Genomic DNA, 20,626 nt, shown 5'->3' with positions numbered 1-20,626 from the left:
GGAGCAACGTTCCGTTCGCGGAGCGTCGTCAGAACACCTTTTTCATTTTTCTATTTGTAACACTGGAGTGGATTCTCTAAATATCGGCTCTGTTCTGATATGCGTGATCTGATAAGGTCGGGAAGGATTTTTGACCCGCGCCAGTAGCATCTCAGCCGCCGTAATGCCCATTTCGTTGTTGTAGATATGCACGGTGGACAAATGAGGTTCCACAATCCGGGATTCAGGAGCATTATCAAACCCAAACACGGCAATATCGTCAGGAATTTTCAAGTTTTTATTTTTGAGCGCTTTCATAACACTGACGGCAATAAAATCATTGGCGCACACGAACGCAGACGGTAACACGCTCATGCCTTCCAATTGTTTATCCATCCAATCCGATTCGGAGAAAAAATTTCGGTCCTGATCGACGATACAGCAAGATAAATCCACATGTAGACCTGCTTCGATTAAAGCTCTGTTATATCCAACCCACCGCTCGTTGAAGCTTTTGCAATGCTTATAATCCCCGACAAACCCGATCCGCGTAAATCCACAGTGAATCAGGCTTTTGGTGACAGAATAAACGCTATGTTCATTTTCCATCAGCAATAAATCCGCTTTCAAATCAGGATAAGAAATGTCCACAGAACAATCAATAAAGATCGTAGGCAGTCCCAAATCCGTAATGAGTTCAGTATATTGTGGATCAAACATTTCAATACAAATAATTCCATTCACCTTGGAGGCTTCAAAATTGTTAGGAAGTGTTCCTGCATGAATTTCATTTTCCCGCACAATATGAATCGACAGATTATATCCTTCTGCGCTTATTCTTTTCTCCAGACCACTGATGAGCAAGGAGCCAAAATGTGAGCTGTTCGGCAGATTGCATGTGACCAGAGCAATGTTACCTTGATTTTTCGGGATGATACTCTCCGTTTCCACATAGGCAAATTGCTTATATTTAAGTTCTATCGCTTTTTTAATGACCTTGTTTCGAGTATCAATCGGGATGCTATCACTACCGTTAATCGCTTTGGACGCGGTATTTCGGGAGATTCCCAAAGCGTCAGCAATGTCTTGAATGGTGACTTTTTCTTTCTTCATAGACAGGTTCCACCTTCACTAATAAATGGATTGCCTGAGAGGTACAATGTCCTCTTACGGCTTTCCGTACAGACCTAAAATGTATCCTAAATGTATAATAGTTCGCATAAAATAGCAATGTTAACATTACAAATGCGCAAATTATTTTTACTTTTGTAATTATGTAAAGGTAAAGCGTAAGTAGTCGTTGTTAATGGATAACTTTCAAATCTGGGTTATGAGCTATGACTATTATCGTTTATTGTTACAAAAATGTAGCTTTAAAACAAATATTTTTGGTTAAATGTAAATAAATTATTTTACAAAAGTTATTGACGGATGATATTTCGATTTGGTAAATTGAAGATGAAAATTGTAAGCCTTTTCACATTTAGTGTACAAACGTTGATTACAGATTGGGGGAATGCAAATGGCGAACTTGGCTAAGGCAGCTCAAAGTAATGCCAAACTGGGGGAGCAAAGGTCCATTGTCAGCAAATTAAACTATATTCACAAGAACTACTTTCTTTATGTACTGCTGGCACCTGCACTAATTCTTACGATTCTTTTCAAATATGTCCCGATGTATGGGGCGATTATTGCGTTCAAGGATTTTAGCCCGCTCAAAGGGATTTGGGGAAGCGACTGGGTCGGGCTGAAATACTTCGCTAAATTTTTGAACTCACCGAATTTTACGGATATTTTCTTCAATACGCTGAAGCTGAGCTTCTATGGCCTTTTGCTTGGCTTTCCTGTACCGATCCTGTTGGCGGTTATGCTGAACCAAATCCGCAAAGCGGGATTGAAAAAGAATATCCAGCTTGTTTTGTACGCACCTAATTTTATCTCTGTCGTTGTTATTGTGGGGATGTTGTTTATTTTCTTGTCTCCGACGGGACCGCTGAATCAAATCATCGCGTCGGTGACCGGCAACCCTGTGATCTTTATGACAGAGCCTGAATATTTCCGCTGGATTTATATCCTGTCTGGCATTTGGCAGGGGGCAGGGTGGTCTTCAATCATTTATGTAGCGGCGCTCGCGAATGTGGACCCTGAGCTACATAATGCAGCAAGTCTGGACGGGGCTAATCTGCTCCAGCGCATTTGGCATATTGATTTACCGACGATTAAACCGATTATGGCGATTGTTTTTATACTTGCAGCAGGAGGGATCATGTCGATTGGATTTGAGAAGGCGTATCTCATGCAGACATCCATGAATTTGCCTACTTCTGAAATTATTCCTACTTATGTGTATAAAGTCGGCTTGCAATCTGGCAATTACGCCTATTCTGCGGCTGTCGGGCTATTCAATTCCGTGATCAACGTAGTGCTGCTGCTGACCGTTAATTTTATCGTTAAGAAGCTCAATGAGGGAGAAGGGCTTTATTAGGAAAGGAGCCTCTTTATGCAAGTCAAACATTCCAATCTGGATCGCTTCATCCTAAGTGTGAATTACATTGTGCTCACTCTGGCTGTTTTGATTATCGTAGTTCCCTTGGGTTATATCGTCATTGCCTCATTTATGGACCCGACCGTTTTGTTAAGCAAAGGGCTATCATTTCGTATTTCTGATTGGAGTGTGGAGGGCTATCGGAAAATTTTGTCCAACCCGGCGATGCTCCGTGGATTTGCCAATTCGGTGTTCTATTCTTCATGTTTTGCCCTGATCTCTGTGACGGTTTCGATTTGCGCTGGCTATGCCTTATCGGTGAACAGCCTAGTGGGACGGAATTTCTTCATGACATTGTTTATCATCACCATGTTTTTCAGTGGAGGACTGATTCCTACCTACCTGCTGGTCAAGAATTTAGGGATGCTGGATACCGTATGGGCCATTCTCCTCCCCGGTGCAATCAATGTGTGGGATCTGATTTTGGCGCGAACCTTCTTTAAAGGTGTTCCAAATGAATTAAAAGAAGCTGCCAACGTGGACGGGGCTTCAGACTGGACGATATTTTTCAGAATTGTGCTGCCGCTGTCCAAGCCGATTATTTTTGTCATTGCGTTATATGCCTTTGTCGGTCAGTGGAATTCGTATTTCGACGCCATGATCTATTTGGATAATCCACAACTGCATCCGCTTCAATTGGTACTTAGATCTATCCTGATCCAGAATCAGACGATGCCAGGCATGATTAGTGATCAATTAGCGATGGCAGAGCTAAAACGTCTCTCTGAAATGATCAAATATTCATCTATTGTCATTTCAAGCCTGCCGTTGCTGGTGATGTATCCTTTTTTCCAAAAGTATTTTGAGAAAGGTGTTATGGTCGGCTCCTTAAAATAACAGGGCTGCACTTACCATACGCTACATGCATGCTTCTTTACTTTATTCCATGGAGGTCATCCAGATGAAGATGCTCAAAACTGCCTCATTTGCCGCACTAGCGGCGATCTTGATTCTTTCCGGCTGCGGCAGCAGCAGTTCCTCTAATGAGAACGAATCAACAGATGTGAATGGAAAAGTGACGCTTCACTTTTTAACCCAAAGCTCACCACTCGCTCCGGCAGACCCGAACGACAAGCTGATTAACAAACGGCTGGAAGAAAAGACAGGCATTCATATTCGTTGGAAGAACTTTACCAGTGATCAGTTTGTTGAAAAAAGAAATCTGGCTATTGCTAGCGGGGATCTCCCCGATGCAGTGTTTGATGCGGGGTACTCCGATTATGATCTGCTCAAGCTAGCCAAAGACGGCGTCATTATTCCGGTAGAGGATTTAATCGAACAGCATATGCCGAATTTTAAAAAGGTGCTGGAGCAATCACCGGAATATAAGGCCATGTTGACCGCGCCGGATGGACATATTTACTCCTTTCCATGGATTGAAGAATTAGGAACGGGAAAAGAAGCAATCCAGTCCGTGGATGATTTGCCGTGGATTAATGTGGAGTGGCTAAAGAAGCTAGGGTTGTCCATGCCCAAAACGACCGAAGAGCTGAAGCAGGTCTTAATTGCTTTTAAAACAAAAGATCCCAACGGCAACGGGCAGGCGGACGAAATTCCGTTATCGTTTATAGATAAACCGGGGGGCGAGGACTTAGCCTTTTTATACGGAGCCTTTGGTCTTGGAGAGAACTGGGATCATACAGTGGTGACAAACGATGGAAAAGTCGTATTTACAGCAGCAGATAACGGATATAAGGAAGCAGTCAAATATATTCATGATTTATACAAGGAAGGGCTGGTGGACATAGAGTCTTCCCAGCAGGATTGGAACACGTATCTGGCCAAAGGGAAGGATCACCGCTATGGCCTGTACTTTACATGGGATAAAGCGAATATTACAGGCACGAATAAAAAATATGACCTAATGCCGCCACTGGCTGGCCCGGATGGACATGTAAATGTCACACGGTCCAATGGTATTGGCTTCGATCGGGGGCGTATGGTGATCACCAGTACCAATAAGAAATTGGAAGCTACCGCCAAGTGGATTGACCAGCTCTATGATCCGATCCAGTCTATACAGAACAATTGGGGAACTTACGGGGATACCAAGCAGAAAAATATTTTTGAGTATGATACGACAAAGGGAATGCTGAAGCATCTACCACTGGAAGGATCAGCTCCGGTGGAAATCAGACAAAAGACGAACATTGGTGGACCGTTAGCTGTATTGGATGAATACTACGGAAAATACACCACGCAGCCAGAAGATGCCACATGGAGACTAGGTTTGCTCAAAAAGGTGATGGTTCCCCATATGCAGGCGGATCATAATTATCCCAAAGTGTTTTTCTCTATAGATGAGCTGGACCGCTTATCGACCATTGAAACCGATCTATTCGCCTATGTTCTCCGGAAACGTACGGAATGGTACCAGAACGGCAAGGTAGAGGAGGAGTGGCCGGAATATTTGCAGGAGCTGAACAGTCTGGGGCTACAGGAATGGTTGCAAATCAAGCAGGCGGGTTATGACAGAAATGCAAGTAAATGATTCTTTTTCGAGGGAGCTGGAGTATATGAATATGATTAGACAAGATGAATACCGCCCATCCTATCACTTTTCACCGAAAAGCGGATGGCTGAATGATCCAAACGGAATGGTTTATTTTGAAGGACGCTATCATTTGTTTTACCAGCATCACCCATTTGGCACAACATGGGGACCTATGCATTGGGGGCACGCGGTCAGCACTGATTTGGTGACCTGGGAGGAGCAGCCGATTGCTTTGGGGCCGGATGAGCAAGGAATGATTTTTTCGGGGAGCGCCGTGGTAGATGAGAAGGATACATCTGGATTTTTTGGAGGCAAACCGGGTTTGGTAGCTATTTTCACTCATCATGGTTCGAATCCGGACACGGATCAGATACGGCAGTCCCAGAGCCTTGCCTATAGTACCGATTCAGGTAAGAGCTGGATTAAATACACAGGCAACCCGGTGTTGGAGGATGAGCATTGCATTGATTTTCGGGACCCCAAAGTGTTTTGGCATAAGCCTACAGAGCAGTGGGTGATGGTGCTGGCTTGTGGGCAGACGGTTCGAATCTATCATTCTCCTAATTTGAAGGAATGGGCCTTTGCCAGTGAATTTGGACATGGCATAGGTAGCCATGACGCAGTGTGGGAATGCCCGGATTTATTTCCGCTTTATGTTGATGGAGAGTCAACATGGGTGAAGTGGGTCATGCTCGTAAGTATTGGCGATACTCCAGAGATTCGAGAAGGGTCTAGAACACAGTATTTTACAGGTGAATTTGATGGGGCGACATTTGTGGCGGATAGGGATAGCGAAAAGGTCCGCTGGCTCGACCATGGCAGAGATAACTACGCAGGTGTGTGCTGGTCAGATATCCCGGTGGAGGACGGACGGCGCCTGTTTATTGGATGGATGAGTAACTGGAGATATGCCAACCTGACACCAACTGAACGCTGGAGAGGGGCCATGTCCATTCCGAGAGAACTCGCGCTGGAAACGAGAAACGGCAAAGTTGCACTTACTCAGCGTCCTGTTCGGGAGCTGGAAGGATTGAGGACTCCTGTCCTATCCCTGAAAGAGCCATCGTTGGCTGAAATTCAGGCCGCATTCTCGGACTTGCGGCTGGACTGCTACGAAATTGTAGCTGAAGTTGCGACCGACAGAGACTTTGCTTTCAAAGTGCGGGTATCAGACGAACAGGATACGCTCGTCGGCTATGCTTCCGAAACACAGGAAGTATATGTAGACCGGACAAGGTCAGGCTGTTCGGATTTTCATGAGGACTTTGCAGGGAGACACGCAGTCCCACTGGAAACGGCAGAAAACCGATTGGACCTTCATATCTATGTGGATCGTTCGTCCATTGAAGTGTTTTTTAACCACGGGCAGGTGGTAATTACCGATTTAATATTTCCCGATGCAGAATCTAAGGGTCTTGAAATATTCACAGCGGATGAGCAGATCACGTTGTTTTCGCTGGAGCTTTATGCTTTGGAGGGTTGGATGTGAAGCGGGAGTTCCCGACTATTCGAACGAATCTGACGGACTGGAAGGTTACAGGGCAAGGGCACATAGAAGATAACATCCAGGGACTTTTGCTGAGGTCGGAGCCGCAGGAAAATGTGATGGCTATGTCCGGAACAACGTCTCAGGATTTTACTTTTGAGACGGATGTGATGGTCACTGACACACAGGCGGATGCCACGCTAGTATTCCGTTCCAGTGAGGACGGGTGGTCTTCTTATATGCTCCAGATCGTACCAGCTGTCGGATTGTTGCGGCTGCGGGATGCTGCCGGGGATATTGGAAAACTGAAAGAGGAACGTCAGGTCAATTTAAAAAAAGGAGCTATTTATCATCTCAAGGTGAGCGTAGAGGGTTCCCATCTTAAAGTGTTCTGGGATGTGGGATATAACCCGATTATAGATGTGGTCGATACGACTTATACATCAGGATATTTGGGTCTGAATGTCTGGAATGGATCGGCGTTATTTCAGAACATTCAAGTCAGTGATATAGATACGAATCTAAGCCGACCGCTCCTGATTCGTGGAAAATGGCAACCTGACCTGAAAGGGCAAAGGGCTGAGGGAACAAGTGCAGAAGATGCGTTGAAAATATATGGCTCCGCAGCTACAGACCTGGTGCTGGAAGGCGGTGTGACACTGAATCCTTCCGAACCGGGGATGGAAGTAGGACTATTTTTCAGAGGGAGTCAGGATGGGAAGGATGGATATGTTGCTTCTGTGCAAGGCGAAGGCAATCAGGTTCGCGTACAACTGAAGAAGGCGGACGGAACGTTGATTACAAAGTCGGCACAGACATATCCGGGTGGGTTCAGCGGCAAACACTACTTGGAAATCATCGCTCATGGAGAGCGGATTCAGGTATTTATAGATGGATATACTCCTGCGGCAATTGATATCATCGATAGCAGCTATACCAACGGTTTTATAGGCTTGAAAGTGACCGGGGGAACTGCTTATTTTCAGGATATCTACCTCACCTCTGTCTCCAATTACTATACAGAAAAATATCGCCCACAGTATCATTATTCTCCTGCCAGAGGCTCGGCGAGTGATCCAAACGGATTGGTTTATTTTGAGGGGGAGTATCACCTGTTTCATCAGGATGGTGGACAATGGGCGCATGCGGTCAGCCAAAATTTGCTGGATTGGAAAAGGCTTCCGTTTGCGTTGAAGTGGAATGATCTTGGTCATATCTGGTCAGGCTCGGCTGTAGCCGATCTAACCAATACTTCCAGCTTGTTCGGTGACTACGGAGGAGCAGGGCTGATTGCCTATTACACTTCCTTCAATCCCGATCAGCCCAAGGGAAACCAGAGAATCGGCCTTGCTTACAGCACAGACCGGGGGCGTACATGGCAATACCCGAAAGACCGTCCGATTGTAATAGAGAACCCGGGTCGAAGTGAAAACGATCCTGGCAATTGGGATTTCCGTGATCCTAAAGTAGTGTGGGATGAAGCCTATCAGCGCTGGATTATGGTAGTGTCGGGAGGCGATCATATCCGTTTTTTTACCTCCACGAACCTAATAGATTGGCGCTGGACGGATAACTTTGGCTATGGTGATTATATACGTGGTGGGGTATGGGAATGCCCGGATCTATTTCGGCTTCCGGTAGACGATGGTAACACCTCTAAATGGGTGCTGATGATTAGCACTGGAGCCAGCACAAACACTCAAGGCTCGGATGCGGAATATTTTATCGGTGAACTGATGTCTGATGGCAAATTTCAAAACGATCATTCACCGGGGAAGGTGTTGAAAACCGATTGGGGCAAGGAATTCTATGCCTCAATGTCCTTCTCCGATGTACCCGACGGGCGGCGTATCATGCTGGCATGGATGACGAATTGGGACTATCCGTTCAGCTTTCCGACTTCTCCCTGGAAGGGACAGTTTAGCATCCCGAGAGAGTTATCGCTAAAAACAACTCGTGAAGGCATCCGTTTGATACAGCATCCGATATCCGAGCTGACTTCGCTGCGTTTCCGTTTATTTGCGATAGAAAATCAAAGTGTCACGGAATCTTCTCCGAATATACTGGAAGGTTTGGATGCAGGTGCCTATGAGATTGAAGCGGTGTTCGAACTGCCTTCTGTTGGGGCTGCTTCAGCATTCGGGTTTTACGTGCGGGATGGCGGTGAGCAAAGAACGGCGGTCGGCTATACAACAGACATACAACAAATGTTTGTAAACCGTGCTGATTCAGGGCTTACAGATTTCTCTATTCTATTTTCAACGCTTCATAAAGCATCACTTGCACCTATCGGAAATCGAATTCAAATGCGTATATTTGTGGACGAATCCTCGGTTGAGGTGTTTGGGAATGATGGAGAAGTCGTATTTTCGGAGATTATTTTGCCCGATTCGGCGCGAAGAGGGATGGGCTTTTACACCCAGGGTGGTGAGGTGAAGGTTGTTTCCCTCCATGTTTATGCCTTGCGGAACAGCTGGAGGCTACCAGATGCTTCGTCCACCAGAGTGATCATGGATCACACTTATGTGGAGCTTGCGAGGGAGCAGACGAAGCGTCTGTACGCGAGTGTGGAGGATGAGTCTGGAGAAAAAGAAAACTCGCTGATTTGGGTCTCTAACAATCCTAAGATTGTAAAGATCACCGCGTCCGAGGACGGGAGTGCGCTAATAGAGGCGATTGCCCCGGGAGAAGCTGTTGTTACGGCTTCCGATTCGGAGGATAAGGTCCGTGGCAGTACCTTGGTTAAGGTGCACGGTGGGGTGTTTCATACCAACCTTACAGGTTGGAAGCCGGATGTTTCCGCATCGCGGTGGATCGTGACAACGGATGGGATACGAGGAAGCTATATCAGCGATGCGAATTATATGGCTACTGAGCAGGCGGAAGATTTTACGTATGAGGCTGATATGAAGCTGCATGGAAATGGAAGTGCAGGCTCCATGCTCTTCCGCGCCAATGCTGACGGATCGAGTGGCTATTATCTGAATTTGGACCCCAATCTGAAATTGATTCGTCTGTTCTATAAAAAAGACGGACGTTTCGAGGATCAGCAGGTGCTTGCTAAGGTTCCAAGATTCGTTTTGCCCGAAATGTTTCATCATATTAAAATCGTGGCGGAGGGCCTGCGCATTCGTATTGATGTAGACGGTGAGCAGGTCATCGACCTGGAAGATAGTACGTTCACCGAGGGACATGTGGGTGTGAATGTATTTGGAGGGCAGGCGTTTTACCAACATGTAAGGATCGAGCCAATTTGAATTTCTTATTTCAAAAGGAGAGCCGTCTTAACGGACTCTCTTTTTTTACGTTTTGATGTTATTGAGAATATAAAATGTAACCGCACACATGTAAAGAGTGTGATATCTTACCTGACGTAAAATTTGACACATATGTGAAATGAAGATAAATGTCAGGGATTTCATGGAGAAGTGAATTGACTGGTTTTGTCCCTGACTCTAAGATGTAATTATATTCCAGACAAAAACAGAGATTTGTGTAAGGGAATATAACGTGGAGAGGAGGGAATGAATGGACTCTTTAGCTGATCTCTCGGAAACCCCCTTAGCATTGGACACCCTCAGACGACATCCTTGTTATAACGAAGAGGCACATCGCTATTTTGCGCGCATTCATCTTCCAGTAGCCCCGGCATGCAATATTCAGTGCCATTATTGCAACCGCAAATTCGATTGCGTCAATGAAAGCCGTCCCGGCGTTGTTAGTGAACTGCTCACGCCGGAGCAGGCGGCGAGCAAGACCTATGGCGTAGCGGCACAGCTGATGCAACTGTCCGTTGTCGGCATTGCGGGACCTGGAGATCCGCTGGCCAATGCGGAGGCAACCTTCGATACCTTCCGCCGGGTCCGTGAGACAGTTAAGGATGTCATATTCTGTCTCAGCACGAATGGCCTTACCTTGATCAGGCATATTGACAGGATTGTAGAGTTAGGTATTTCGCATGTCACGATCACGATCAATGCTGTAGATCCGGTGGTGGGGAGCCGCATTTATGGATGGGTCTACGATGAAGGAAAACGCTATGCAGGAGAGGAGGCCGCGCGGCTGTTGATTGACCGCCAGCTGGCAGGCTTGAAGATGCTGGCTTCGAGAGGCGTATTGTGCAAGGTAAACTCGGTGCTGATTCCTGAAGTCAATGATGTCCATCTGCCAGAGGTAGCCAGGGTGGTCAAGGATCACGGCGCGGTACTGCACAACATTATGCCGCTCATCATCGCACCCGGCAGTCGGTATGAGCAGGAAGGGATGCGGGCCCCCCGTCCCCGTCTGGTCCGGCAGCTGCAGGAGCAATGTGCTGAGGCGGGAGCTGTCATTATGCGCCATTGCCGTCAGTGCAGGGCGGATGCGATTGGACTGCTGGGCGAGGATCGTAATCAGGATTTTACATGGGAGAACATTGCGGCTGCTCCTCCCATGGATGAAGAGGCAAGGGCACAATTTCAGAAAGAACTGGATGAGAAGGTGAGAGTGAGAATGGAACGCAAGGAGGGACAATCGCACCACAAACAACCGTCAACCGGGGTTGGATGTAGCTGCCCGTTATCGGAGGATAAGCCTGAAGCAAGCTTTACCTCAAAGCCAGTCCTAATCGCTGTGGCCAGTCGTGGCGGAGGGAAGGTGAATCAGCATTTCGGTCGTGCCAAGGAATTCATGATCTATGAAAGCGACGGGACTATCGTAAATTTCATAGGCATTCGTAAGGTGCAATCCTATTGCCATGGGAAAGCCGATTGCAATGGGGACAAGGCCGAGACGATGAAGGAGATCCTTTCCATGGTGCATGACTGTGCATTGCTGCTGTCGTCCGGCATAGGCGAAGCCCCCAAAGAGACATTGCAGGAAGCAGGCGTGCTACCTATTGTATGCGGCGGGGAAATTGAAGAATCCGTTCTGGAATATGTGAAATTTCTACGTTATATGTATCCTGTGCAGAGCAATAAGGGAAGTAAGCGCAATAAGGGAGTTAAGGGCAATCATTCGGATTTACCCATTGAACATTTTGGAGGCTGAGAAAATATGAGACAAATTGCGTTTTACGGTAAGGGCGGTATCGGCAAATCGACAACCTCGCAGAATACACTGGCTCAGCTCGCGACCAAATTCAAACAAAAAATTATGATTGTAGGCTGTGATCCCAAGGCAGACTCCACCCGTCTTATTCTGAATACGAAAGCCCAACAAACCGTACTGCATCTGGCGGCTGAAATGGGTACGGTGGAGGACCTGGAGCTGGAGGACGTTGTCCAGAAGGGCTTCGGTGACATTCTAAACGTAGAATGTGGTGGGCCAGAGCCTGGTGTCGGCTGTGCTGGGCGCGGCATCATTACAGCCATTAATTTTCTGGAGGAAGAGGGCGCCTACGAAGGGCTGGATTTCGTGTCCTACGATGTACTGGGGGACGTTGTGTGTGGGGGGTTCGCCATGCCGATTCGGGAAAAGAAGGCGCAGGAAATCTACATCGTATGCTCAGGTGAGATGATGGCTATGTACGCTGCCAACAATATTGCACGCGGGATCTTGAAGTACGCCAACAGCGGCGGGGTGCGTTTGGGCGGCTTAATCTGCAACAGCCGGAATACGGACCGGGAAGCGGAACTGATTACGGAGCTTGCAAGAAGGCTGAACACGCAGATGATCCACTTTTTGCCGCGTGACAATGTTGTGCAGCACGCTGAGTTGCGCCGTATGACTGTTACCCAATATAACCCGGAACATAAGCAGGCTGCGGAGTATGAAGAGCTGGCAGGTAAGATTTTGAATAACGATATGCTAACGGTTCCCACTCCCATTTCCATGGAAGATCTGGAGGATCTGTTGATGGAATTTGGCATTATTGAGGATGAAGAAACCGAAATCAACAAAGCTGAGGCGTCCGGGCAGTAGGCTGCAGCCAGAAGGCTTAATGACGGAACCATCGTGTGATGATGGAGGGAGCTGAACGCGTAGCTCGCAGGAGGGAGGAATAGGCCAAATGAGCAGTATTGTGGATAAGGGAAAGCAGATCGTAGAGGAGATACTGGAGGTATATCCCAAGAAGGCCAAGAAGGACCGGACCAAGCATTTTGAGATCGCGGATGAGGAGCTTGTGAACTGCGGAACCTGTTCCATTAAGTCCAACATGAAATCACGGCCCGGCGTCATGACAGCAAGGGGCTGTGCTTATGCAGGCTCCAAGGGTGTGGTATGGGGCCCGATTAAAGACATGGTGCACATTAGCCATGGTCCCATCGGCTGCGGGCAATACAGTTGGGGTACCCGACGCAATTATGCGAATGGGGTATTGGGAATCGATAATTTTACCGCCATGCAGATTACAAGCAATTTTCAGGAAAAGGATATCGTGTTCGGCGGAGATAAGAAGTTGGAGGTGATCTGCAGGGAAATTAAGGAGATGTTCCCGTTGGCTAAGGGCATCTCCGTGCAATCTGAATGTCCGGTCGGACTGATTGGTGATGATATCGGGGCCGTGGCTAAGAAGATGACAGAGGAGCTGGGCATTCCGGTCATTCCTGTACGCTGTGAGGGCTTTCGCGGGGTGAGTCAGTCTCTGGGCCATCACATTGCCAATGATGCTATCCGCGATTTTCTGATGGGGCGCCGCGAGCTAAAGGAGTCCGGGCCTTATGATGTCTCCATTATCGGAGACTACAATATCGGCGGTGATGCCTGGGCCTCGCGCATTTTGCTGGAGGAAATGGGACTGCGGGTCATAGCGCAGTGGTCGGGTGACGGTACGATCAATGAGCTGGGGATTGCGCATAAATCCAAGCTCAACCTGATCCATTGTCATCGTTCCATGAATTATATGTGCACAACAATGGAGCAGGAATACGGAATTCCCTGGATGGAATATAACTTCTTCGGCCCGACCAAGACGATGGAGAGCCTAAGAGCGATTGCTGCCCGCTTTGACGAGACGATTCAGGAAAAATGTGAGCAGGTCATCGCCCAATATATGCCGCAGATGGAGGCGGTCATCCGTAAATACCGCCCACGTTTGGAAGGCAAAAAGGTGATGCTTCTGATTGGCGGACTGCGGGCAAGGCATACCATCGGTGCCTATGAGGACCTGGGTATGGAAATTGTGGCTACAGGCTATGAATTTGCCCATAAGGATGATTACGAAAAGACGTTTCCCGATGTAAAGGAAGGCACTATTCTGTACGATGATCCAACGGCATATGAACTGGAAGAATTGGCCCAGCGGCTGAATATTGACTTAATGGGCGCCGGAGTCAAGGAGAAATACGTGTATCACAAAATGGGCATTCCCTTCCGTCAAATGCACTCCTGGGATTACAGCGGGCCTTATCATGGTTTTGACGGCTTCAAGATTTTTGCACGTGATATGGATATGACCATAAACAGTCCAGTATGGAGCCTGCTGCCGTCCCGGCAGACTGCGGAGGTGCCGGTATGAGCGAGCGTCTGAACATTGTCGATCACAATCAGCTGTTTCGGCAGGATAAATATGTGCGCCAGCGTGAGGAGAAACGGGCCTTCGAGGCCCCTTGCTCTCCAGAGGAGGTTACCGCCACCCTAGAGTACACCAAGACCAAGGAATACAAGGATAAGAATTTCGCTCGTACAGCTGTAGTCGTGAACCCGGCCAAGGCTTGTCAGCCGCTGGGGGCGGTTATGGCTGCGCTGGGCTTCGAAAAAACGCTCCCGTTCATTCATGGCTCACAGGGCTGTACGGCTTATTTCCGTAGCCATCTTGCCCGCCACTTCAAAGAGCCTGTTCCTGCCGTCTCCACCTCGATGACCGAGGATGCCGCCGTATTCGGCGGCATGCGCAACCTCATTGACGGTATAGAGAACTGTATTGCCTTGTATCACCCGGAGATGATTGCGGTATGCACGACCTGTATGGCAGAGGTGATCGGAGATGATCTGTCTGCCTTCCTGGCTAATGCCCGTCAGGAGGGAGCCCTTCCCGAGGATATGCCGGTTCCTTTTGCCAATACCCCCAGCTTCTCCGGTTCACATATTACAGGCTATGACGCCATGCTGCGCTCTGTGCTGGAGACGCTGTATAACAAGTCAGGCCGGACGCCGCAGCCTGGTCATGAATTGAAGCTGAATGTACTGCTCGGGTTTGACGGGTATACGGGCAATTTTGCGGAAATGCGGCGCATACTGGGGATGTTCGGCGCTACGTATACCATTCTGGGTGACCACAGCAGTAATTTTGATTCAGGGGCCACTGGAGAGTACAGCTACTATTACGGGGGAACGCCGCTTAAGGATGTGCCCGAGGCCGCAGATGCTGCCGGCACGTTGGCGATCCAGCAGTACTCTCTTCGTAAAACATTAGGCTATATGAAGCGAACCTGGGGACAGCAGGTGTCTTCCATCTCCACGCCGCTGGGCATCCGCGCTACAGATTGCTTGCTTGAAGAGATCAGCCGTCTGTCCGGAAAAGAGATTCCCGAGGCATTGAAGCAGGAGCGCGCCCGAATTGTGGATGCCATGATGGATTCGCATGCTTATCTGCACGGCAAACGAGTGGCTATGGCGGGAGACCCGGATATGCTCATCGGCCTGATTGGCTTTTGTCTGGAGCTGGGTATGGAGCCGGTGCATATTGTTTGCTCCAATGGGGACCGGAAATTTGAGAAGGAAGCAGAGCTTCTGCTGAAGTCCAGTCCTTACGGTGCAGAAGCCACAGTTCATTCCGGTCAGGATTTGTGGCATATGCGTTCGCTGCTGTTCCAGGACCCGGTGGACCTGGCTATTGGTAGCTCCCATCTGAAGTTCGCGGCCAAAGAGGCGAAAATTCCTTTGCTCCGTGTGGGCTTTCCGATCTTCGACAGGCATCATCTGCATCGTTATCCGATTATCGGCTACCAGGGTGCGCTGAATCTGCTTACCCAATTCGTGAATACCGTACTGGATGTCATGGAAGAACAGGCTCCGGATCATAGCTTTGATCTGGTGCGCTAATTGCTGTACCGCGTAGATGGAAGTTGGCAGCTTGGCTTGTGATTTCAATGGATTCTATTTGAAATAAGGGGGTGTGCGGATGGAGCCGGCTGTGTCTAACGGAAGGCTGGAGGTATCCTGCGGCAACAAAATTCCCAAAAGCACGCCCTGTCCCCGGCCTGTGCCGGGGGAGGCTTCGGGTGGCTGCTCCTTTGACGGGGCCCAGATTACACTGATCCCCATTGCAGATGCGGCTCATCTGGTGCACGGGCCGATTGCCTGTCTCGGCAATAGCTGGGAGAGCAGAGGCAGCCTGTCCAGCGGCCCGGAGCTGTCGGCGTATGGCTTCACTACTGATCTTGGAGAACAGGACATCATTTTTGGTAGTGAACAGAAGCTGCATGAATCGATTCGCTACATTGTCAGCCGCTTTGCTCCTCCCGCTGTGTTTGTCTATACAACATGTGTCACAGCCCTCACTGGTGAAGATATTGAGGGGGTCTGCAAGGCTGAATCGGAGCGGCTGGGGACGCCGATCATTCCGGTGAACAGTCCGGGATTTGTGGGCAGCAAGAATCTCGGAACCCGGCTGGCTGGAGATGTGCTGTTCCAGCATATTATCGGCAGCACCGAGCCGGAACAGACAACCTCCCATGATATCAATCTCATTGGGGAATACAATATTGCGGGTGAGATGTGGCATATCGAGCGGCTGATGCAGCAGGCGGGAATGAGTATCCTGTCCCGAATTACCGGGGACGGTCGGTTCCGTGAGGTGGGATGGGCGCATCGTGCCAAGGCCAATATGGTCGTATGCAGCCGGGCTTTGCTGGGCCTAGCAGTCCAAATGGAGCGTAAATACGGCATTCCTTATTTTGAAGGTTCATTTTATGGAGCAAAGGAGACGAGTTATTCCTTGCGGCAGATGGCATACCTGACCGGAGATCGTGATGTAGAGCGACGGGTGGATAAGCTGGCCGCACGGGAGGAAGTGAGGCTATCGCTGGAGCTGGAGCCCTATCGCAAGCAGCTGAAAGGAAAGCGGGCAGTGCTCTATACCGGGGGTGTAAAGAGTTGGTCTGTCATTACGGCTTTGCAGGAGCTGGGCATTAAGGTAGTTGGTGTAGGCACGAACAAGAGCACTGCCGAGGATGTATCCCGGATTGCTGACCGTATCGGAGATGATGCGGAATACATCCCGGAAGGCGGCGCCCGGCAGATTCTCAAGACCGTACGGAGCCGCAAGGCAGACATGGTCATTGCCGGGGGCCGGAACATGTATATGGCGCTCAAGGAACAGATTCCTTTTGTGGACATCAATCAAGAACGACACAAAGCCTATGCGGGCTATGACGGGCTGTTGTCTCTAGCGAAACAGCTTGTGCATACGCTACAGCATCCGGTATGGGAGCTGACCGCCAAATTGGCTCCATGGGAGGAGGAGACGGAATTTGCCGATTAAATCCGCCACGAAGCCTGTCAGTGTCAACCCGCTCAAGGTAGGACAGCCTCTGGGCGGAGTGCTGGCTCTGCAAGGGATGTATCGCTCAATGCCTTTGCTGCACGGCGCACAGGGCTGCTCGGCCTTCTCCAAGGCGCTGCTGACTCGCCATTTTCGAGAGCCGATTGCCGTTCAGACCTCTGCGCTGCAAGAGATGGACGTTATATTTGATGCAGACCGGAATCTGGAGGAGGCGCTGGATCATATCTGGTCCAAGCACCATCCAGATGTCATCGGCGTTATCAGCACGGCCCTCACCGAGGTGGCAGGCGTTGATTTTCAGTCCAGGGTAAAGGCGTTCAAGCGAGAACGGGCATTGAAGGACAGTCTGCTGTTTTCTGTATCGCTGCCTGATTTTCACGGCTCTCTGGAGACGGGCTACAGCAGTACAGTAGAGTCGCTAATGGATGCCGTACTCGGGTTGGCCGGAGGCAAGTCCCCCAAAAAACAGCGCCGGACGCAGATCAATCTGCTGCCGGCTTCTTATCTGACTGCTGGAGATGTCATGGAAATCAAGGATATTATCGCTTCCTTCGGCCTAGAGGTTATTACGCTCCCCGATATTTCCACTTCCTTGTCCGGTCACCTGCTGACAGGCTTTTCCCCTTTGACGAGAGGGGGGACTCCGCTGGATTCAGCCTGCCAGATGCTGGAGTCTTCCTGCACCATTGCCATTGGCGCGAGCATGGAACGTCCGGCGCGCAGGCTGGATCATGCCGCAGGCATTCCCTACCACTTGTTCGCTGGTCTGTCTGGCTTGGCCGCGAGCGATGCGTTCATACATTTTCTGCAGAAAATCAGCCGCGAGCCAGCCCCCGTTCGCTTTCGCTGGCAGCGTGAAAATCTGTTGGACAGCATGCTGGATGCCCATTTCTATTATTCTGGCGCTTCGGCTGTAGTGGCGCTAGAACCGGATCATATGCTGTCGACCGCAGCCTGGCTGGAGGAGATGGGAGTGGAACTGAAACGGCTAATTACACCCTGCAGCACGCCCGCACTGCAAAAGACAGAACGGGAAGTCTGGATCGGTGATCTGGATGATGCAGAGGAGAGCGCGCAGGGCGTTGATTTGTGGATCAGCAATTCACATGGAAGAAAGGGAGCGGCACGGGCCGGGGCCTCATTCGTACCGGCAGGCTTGCCGGTGTATGACGAGCTGGGCGCCCACACATCCGTAAACGTCGGATACCGTGGAACCATGGAATGGGTGAACAAGGTGGGTAATGTATTGCTTGCCGAGAGGGGGAGAGGAGGATGAAGGTTGCATTTGCGACGGAAGACGGTGTGCATGTGAATGCTCATTTTGGGCAGAGTCCCATGTTCACTGTATTCGAAATCCGGCACTCAGGCGTCCAGTTCCTGGAGCATCGGCGGATAGCCCTGGGGAGCGATGAGAACGAGGCGGGCAAGATCGCCAGCCGCATTGGCCTGATCGAGGATTGTGCCTTGATCTTCCTGGTACAGATTGGCGCTTCGGCCGCCGCACAGGTTACCAAACGGACCATTATGCCTGTGAAGGTGGCCTTCGGTAGCACCATTGAGGAGCAGGTCCAGCGTCTCCAGAATATGCTGGCTCGTAATCCGCCCATGTGGCTTGCCAAAATCCTGCATGCTGAGGAGGGTAGCGGCAAAGCCGAATCATGAGCCTTCTGTAAGGAAGAGCAACCATATATGATGTCAAGATCCTGCGGACCGAATATCTTAAAGGCGGGGCCGCACGTGGAGGGGGTGGACGAATGGTACAGCTGCTGGAAGACAGTAGATACGGACGCCAGTTGAAGCTGCTGGGAACGGAAGGTCAGAACAGGCTAAAGCAGGCTACTGTTATGGTTGCAGGTATCGGAGGATTGGGAGGGACAGCGGCCATGTACCTGGCCGCTGCTGGAGTGGGAAAGCTGATATTGGCCCATGAGGGCGTAATCCATCTGCCCGATATGAATCGGCAGGTGCTGATGGACAGCGGACGAATCGGGGAGGAACGGATGGAGACGGCATTGCAGCATTTGCACCGTATTAATCCGGAGACCCAGCTTGAAGGCCACGCCGACAGAATCACGGAAGAATCCTCTGGACCATGGGTAGAAGCGGCGGATATCGTGATTGATGCACGGTATGACTTTCCGGAAAGATATGCGCTGAACAGACTATGTGTTCGACATGGCAGACCGATGATAGAAGCGGCCATGTACGCCTATGAAGTATCATTGATGACCATTGATCCCGGTAGGACGGCATGCCTAGAATGTCTCTACCCGGAAGGCGGACAGCCTTGGGAGCCTCTGGGCTTCCCGGTTCTGGGAGCCACCTCCGGCTTGATTGGCTGTATGGCTGCACTGGAAGCGGTCAAATGGATTACAGATGCGGGCAATCTCTTCACTGACCGCATGTACCGTATGAATGTGCTGGATATGAGTAGTTGCACCATAGCAGTCAAACGCAACACGCGTTGTCCGTGCTGCGGAACGGGAGGGGATACAGATGAGTCAGTTGCATATTTGTGATACGACACTTCGTGACGGAGAACAGGCTCCGGGCGTTGCCTTTTCGGCCGAGGAAAAAACTGAAATTGCCATCATGCTGGACTCGGCGGGGGTGGAGCAGGCTGAGATCGGAATTCCGGCAATGGGAAAGGCGGAGTGCAGGTCTATTGCCAGGATTGCTGCTCTCGGACTTCAGATGAAGCTAATGACCTGGAATCGCGCGGTGTTCACGGATATTGATGCAGCTGAATCGACAGGTGTCGGCTGGGCCCATATTTCGGTTCCCGTGTCGACGGTGCAGATGAAGGCCAAGCTGGGTATGAACCCTGAGCAGGTGACTGAGCTGATCCGCAAGTCTGTCGATTACAGTCTGTGTAAAGGATTGACTGTTTCCGTAGGCTTTGAGGATGCTTCAAGGGCAGATGACCTGTTCCTTGAGCAGTTGACGAGTCAGCTCTATAGAGATGGTATCCGGCGCTTCAGATATGCCGACACGCTGTCCGTTCACCATCCCGCTGCCATAGCTGCCCGTATAGACAGGTTTGTATCGCGCGTGCCACAGGATGTGGAGCTTGAGATTCACTGTCATAATGATTATGGCCTAGCGCTTGCCAATACTTTGGCAGCTTTGCAGGCGGGAGCTGTCTGGGCCAGTACCACAGTGTCGGGCCTTGGGGAAAGGGCAGGTAATACGGCGCTGGAGGAAGTGGTGATGTCGTGGAGGGACCTATATCAAGGAACCTGCAGTGTCCGTCCCGAAATGCTGAACCCGCTGGCTGCACTGGTGTCCAAAGCCTCCAACCGAATCATTCCCGAAGGCAAACCGATTGTGGGAGACATGGTATTCGCCCATGAATCCGGCATACATATCAACGGTCTGCTAAAGGAGCGCGCCGCCTATCAGGCCCTTGATCCGACCGAGCTGGGCGCTGACCATTCGTTTGTACTCGGCAAGCATTCGGGCAGAAGTGCAGTTCAATATATGCTGAAGCAGGAAGGAATCGAGGCAGGCTCCGGTGAAATCAAGTTCCTGCTGGAGCGGCTTCGCCTAGTCGGTGAAGATCCCAAGCGTGTCATCCATAGCGCGGATTTAAGGCGCTGGCTGCAGTATTATCCGGCAGAGCTGCCGAAATAACCGAAAAGGCGTTCCCGTCCGGTAAGTGTGACCGTGACTGGAACGCTTTCTTGTATATCTTTT

General features: G+C 49.9%; 15 protein-coding genes. 14 read left to right on the top strand and 1 reads right to left on the bottom strand.

What is annotated here, in order from left to right:
• Positions 1-42 precede the first annotated feature (42 nt).
• Positions 43-1,092 (bottom strand): substrate-binding domain-containing protein, encoded by a 1,050-nt coding sequence (locus ACQW03_RS06220; RefSeq protein WP_441948773.1) that lies wholly within the window; start codon positions 1,090-1,092, stop codon positions 43-45.
• A 409-nt stretch (positions 1,093-1,501) separates the two neighbouring features.
• Here ACQW03_RS06220 and ACQW03_RS06215 point away from each other — a divergent pair, with 409 nt between their 5' ends.
• The 14 genes from ACQW03_RS06215 (at position 1,502) to ACQW03_RS06150 (ending at position 20,563) form a co-directional block, all read left to right on the top strand.
• Positions 1,502-2,464, top strand: coding sequence for an ABC transporter permease (locus tag ACQW03_RS06215; RefSeq protein ID WP_071639742.1), 963 nt, complete (start codon positions 1,502-1,504; stop codon positions 2,462-2,464).
• Between the two features lie 15 nt (positions 2,465-2,479).
• The gene (locus ACQW03_RS06210) at positions 2,480-3,361 is read left to right on the top strand and encodes a carbohydrate ABC transporter permease (protein WP_071639743.1); all 882 of its coding nucleotides are present in this window, start codon (positions 2,480-2,482) and stop codon (positions 3,359-3,361) included.
• 64 nt (positions 3,362-3,425) lie between these two features.
• On the top strand, positions 3,426-5,015 hold the full coding sequence (locus ACQW03_RS06205) for an ABC transporter substrate-binding protein (protein WP_441948770.1): 1,590 nt from the start codon (positions 3,426-3,428) through the stop codon (positions 5,013-5,015).
• Positions 5,016-5,040: 25 nt separating this feature from the next.
• Positions 5,041-6,507 carry a glycoside hydrolase family 32 protein gene (locus ACQW03_RS06200; protein WP_441948768.1) on the top strand — a complete coding sequence of 489 codons (1,467 nt, stop codon included), beginning with the start codon at positions 5,041-5,043 and terminating at the stop codon, positions 6,505-6,507.
• Positions 6,504-9,761 (top strand): GH32 C-terminal domain-containing protein, encoded by a 3,258-nt coding sequence (locus ACQW03_RS06195; protein ID WP_441948766.1) that lies wholly within the window; start codon positions 6,504-6,506, stop codon positions 9,759-9,761. The genes ACQW03_RS06200 and ACQW03_RS06195 overlap by 4 nt, the downstream gene beginning before the upstream one ends.
• Positions 9,762-10,032: 271 nt before the next feature.
• Entirely contained in the window at positions 10,033-11,532 is a 1,500-nt protein-coding gene (nifB, locus tag ACQW03_RS06190) for a nitrogenase cofactor biosynthesis protein NifB (RefSeq protein WP_071639746.1), read from the top strand.
• A gap of 6 nt (positions 11,533-11,538) precedes the next feature.
• Complete coding sequence (nifH, locus tag ACQW03_RS06185) at positions 11,539-12,405, top strand: nitrogenase iron protein (RefSeq protein WP_441948763.1); 867 nt, start codon at positions 11,539-11,541, stop codon at positions 12,403-12,405.
• A gap of 88 nt (positions 12,406-12,493) precedes the next feature.
• On the top strand, positions 12,494-13,942 hold the full coding sequence (nifD, locus tag ACQW03_RS06180; protein WP_025720286.1) for a nitrogenase molybdenum-iron protein alpha chain: 1,449 nt from the start codon (positions 12,494-12,496) through the stop codon (positions 13,940-13,942).
• Positions 13,939-15,468: a nitrogenase molybdenum-iron protein subunit beta gene (gene nifK / locus ACQW03_RS06175; protein ID WP_441948761.1), complete on the top strand. Its 1,530-nt coding sequence runs from the start codon at positions 13,939-13,941 to the stop codon at positions 15,466-15,468. The genes nifD and nifK overlap by 4 nt, the downstream gene beginning before the upstream one ends.
• 79 nt (positions 15,469-15,547) lie before the next feature.
• Positions 15,548-16,909, top strand: coding sequence for a nitrogenase iron-molybdenum cofactor biosynthesis protein NifE (gene nifE, locus ACQW03_RS06170; protein ID WP_441948759.1), 1,362 nt, complete (start codon positions 15,548-15,550; stop codon positions 16,907-16,909).
• Positions 16,899-18,206: a nitrogenase iron-molybdenum cofactor biosynthesis protein NifN gene (gene nifN, locus ACQW03_RS06165; RefSeq protein WP_441948757.1), complete on the top strand. Its 1,308-nt coding sequence runs from the start codon at positions 16,899-16,901 to the stop codon at positions 18,204-18,206. Before nifE ends, nifN begins: the two co-directional genes overlap by 11 nt.
• Positions 18,203-18,592, top strand: a complete 390-nt coding sequence (locus ACQW03_RS06160) for a NifB/NifX family molybdenum-iron cluster-binding protein (RefSeq protein ID WP_028543220.1) — start codon at positions 18,203-18,205, stop codon at positions 18,590-18,592. The genes nifN and ACQW03_RS06160 overlap by 4 nt, the downstream gene beginning before the upstream one ends.
• A gap of 92 nt (positions 18,593-18,684) precedes the next feature.
• Positions 18,685-19,449 (top strand): HesA/MoeB/ThiF family protein, encoded by a 765-nt coding sequence (locus ACQW03_RS06155; RefSeq protein WP_025719337.1) that lies wholly within the window; start codon positions 18,685-18,687, stop codon positions 19,447-19,449.
• Entirely contained in the window at positions 19,427-20,563 is a 1,137-nt protein-coding gene (locus ACQW03_RS06150) for a homocitrate synthase/isopropylmalate synthase family protein (RefSeq protein WP_220030833.1), read from the top strand. Before ACQW03_RS06155 ends, ACQW03_RS06150 begins: the two co-directional genes overlap by 23 nt.
• Positions 20,564-20,626 lie beyond the last annotated feature (63 nt).

Source organism: Paenibacillus sp. DRB1-1 (assembly GCF_052119485.1).
GTDB lineage: Bacteria > Bacillota > Bacilli > Paenibacillales > Paenibacillaceae > Paenibacillus > Paenibacillus polymyxa_B.
This window is presented reverse-complemented; position numbering and strand designations above follow the sequence as displayed.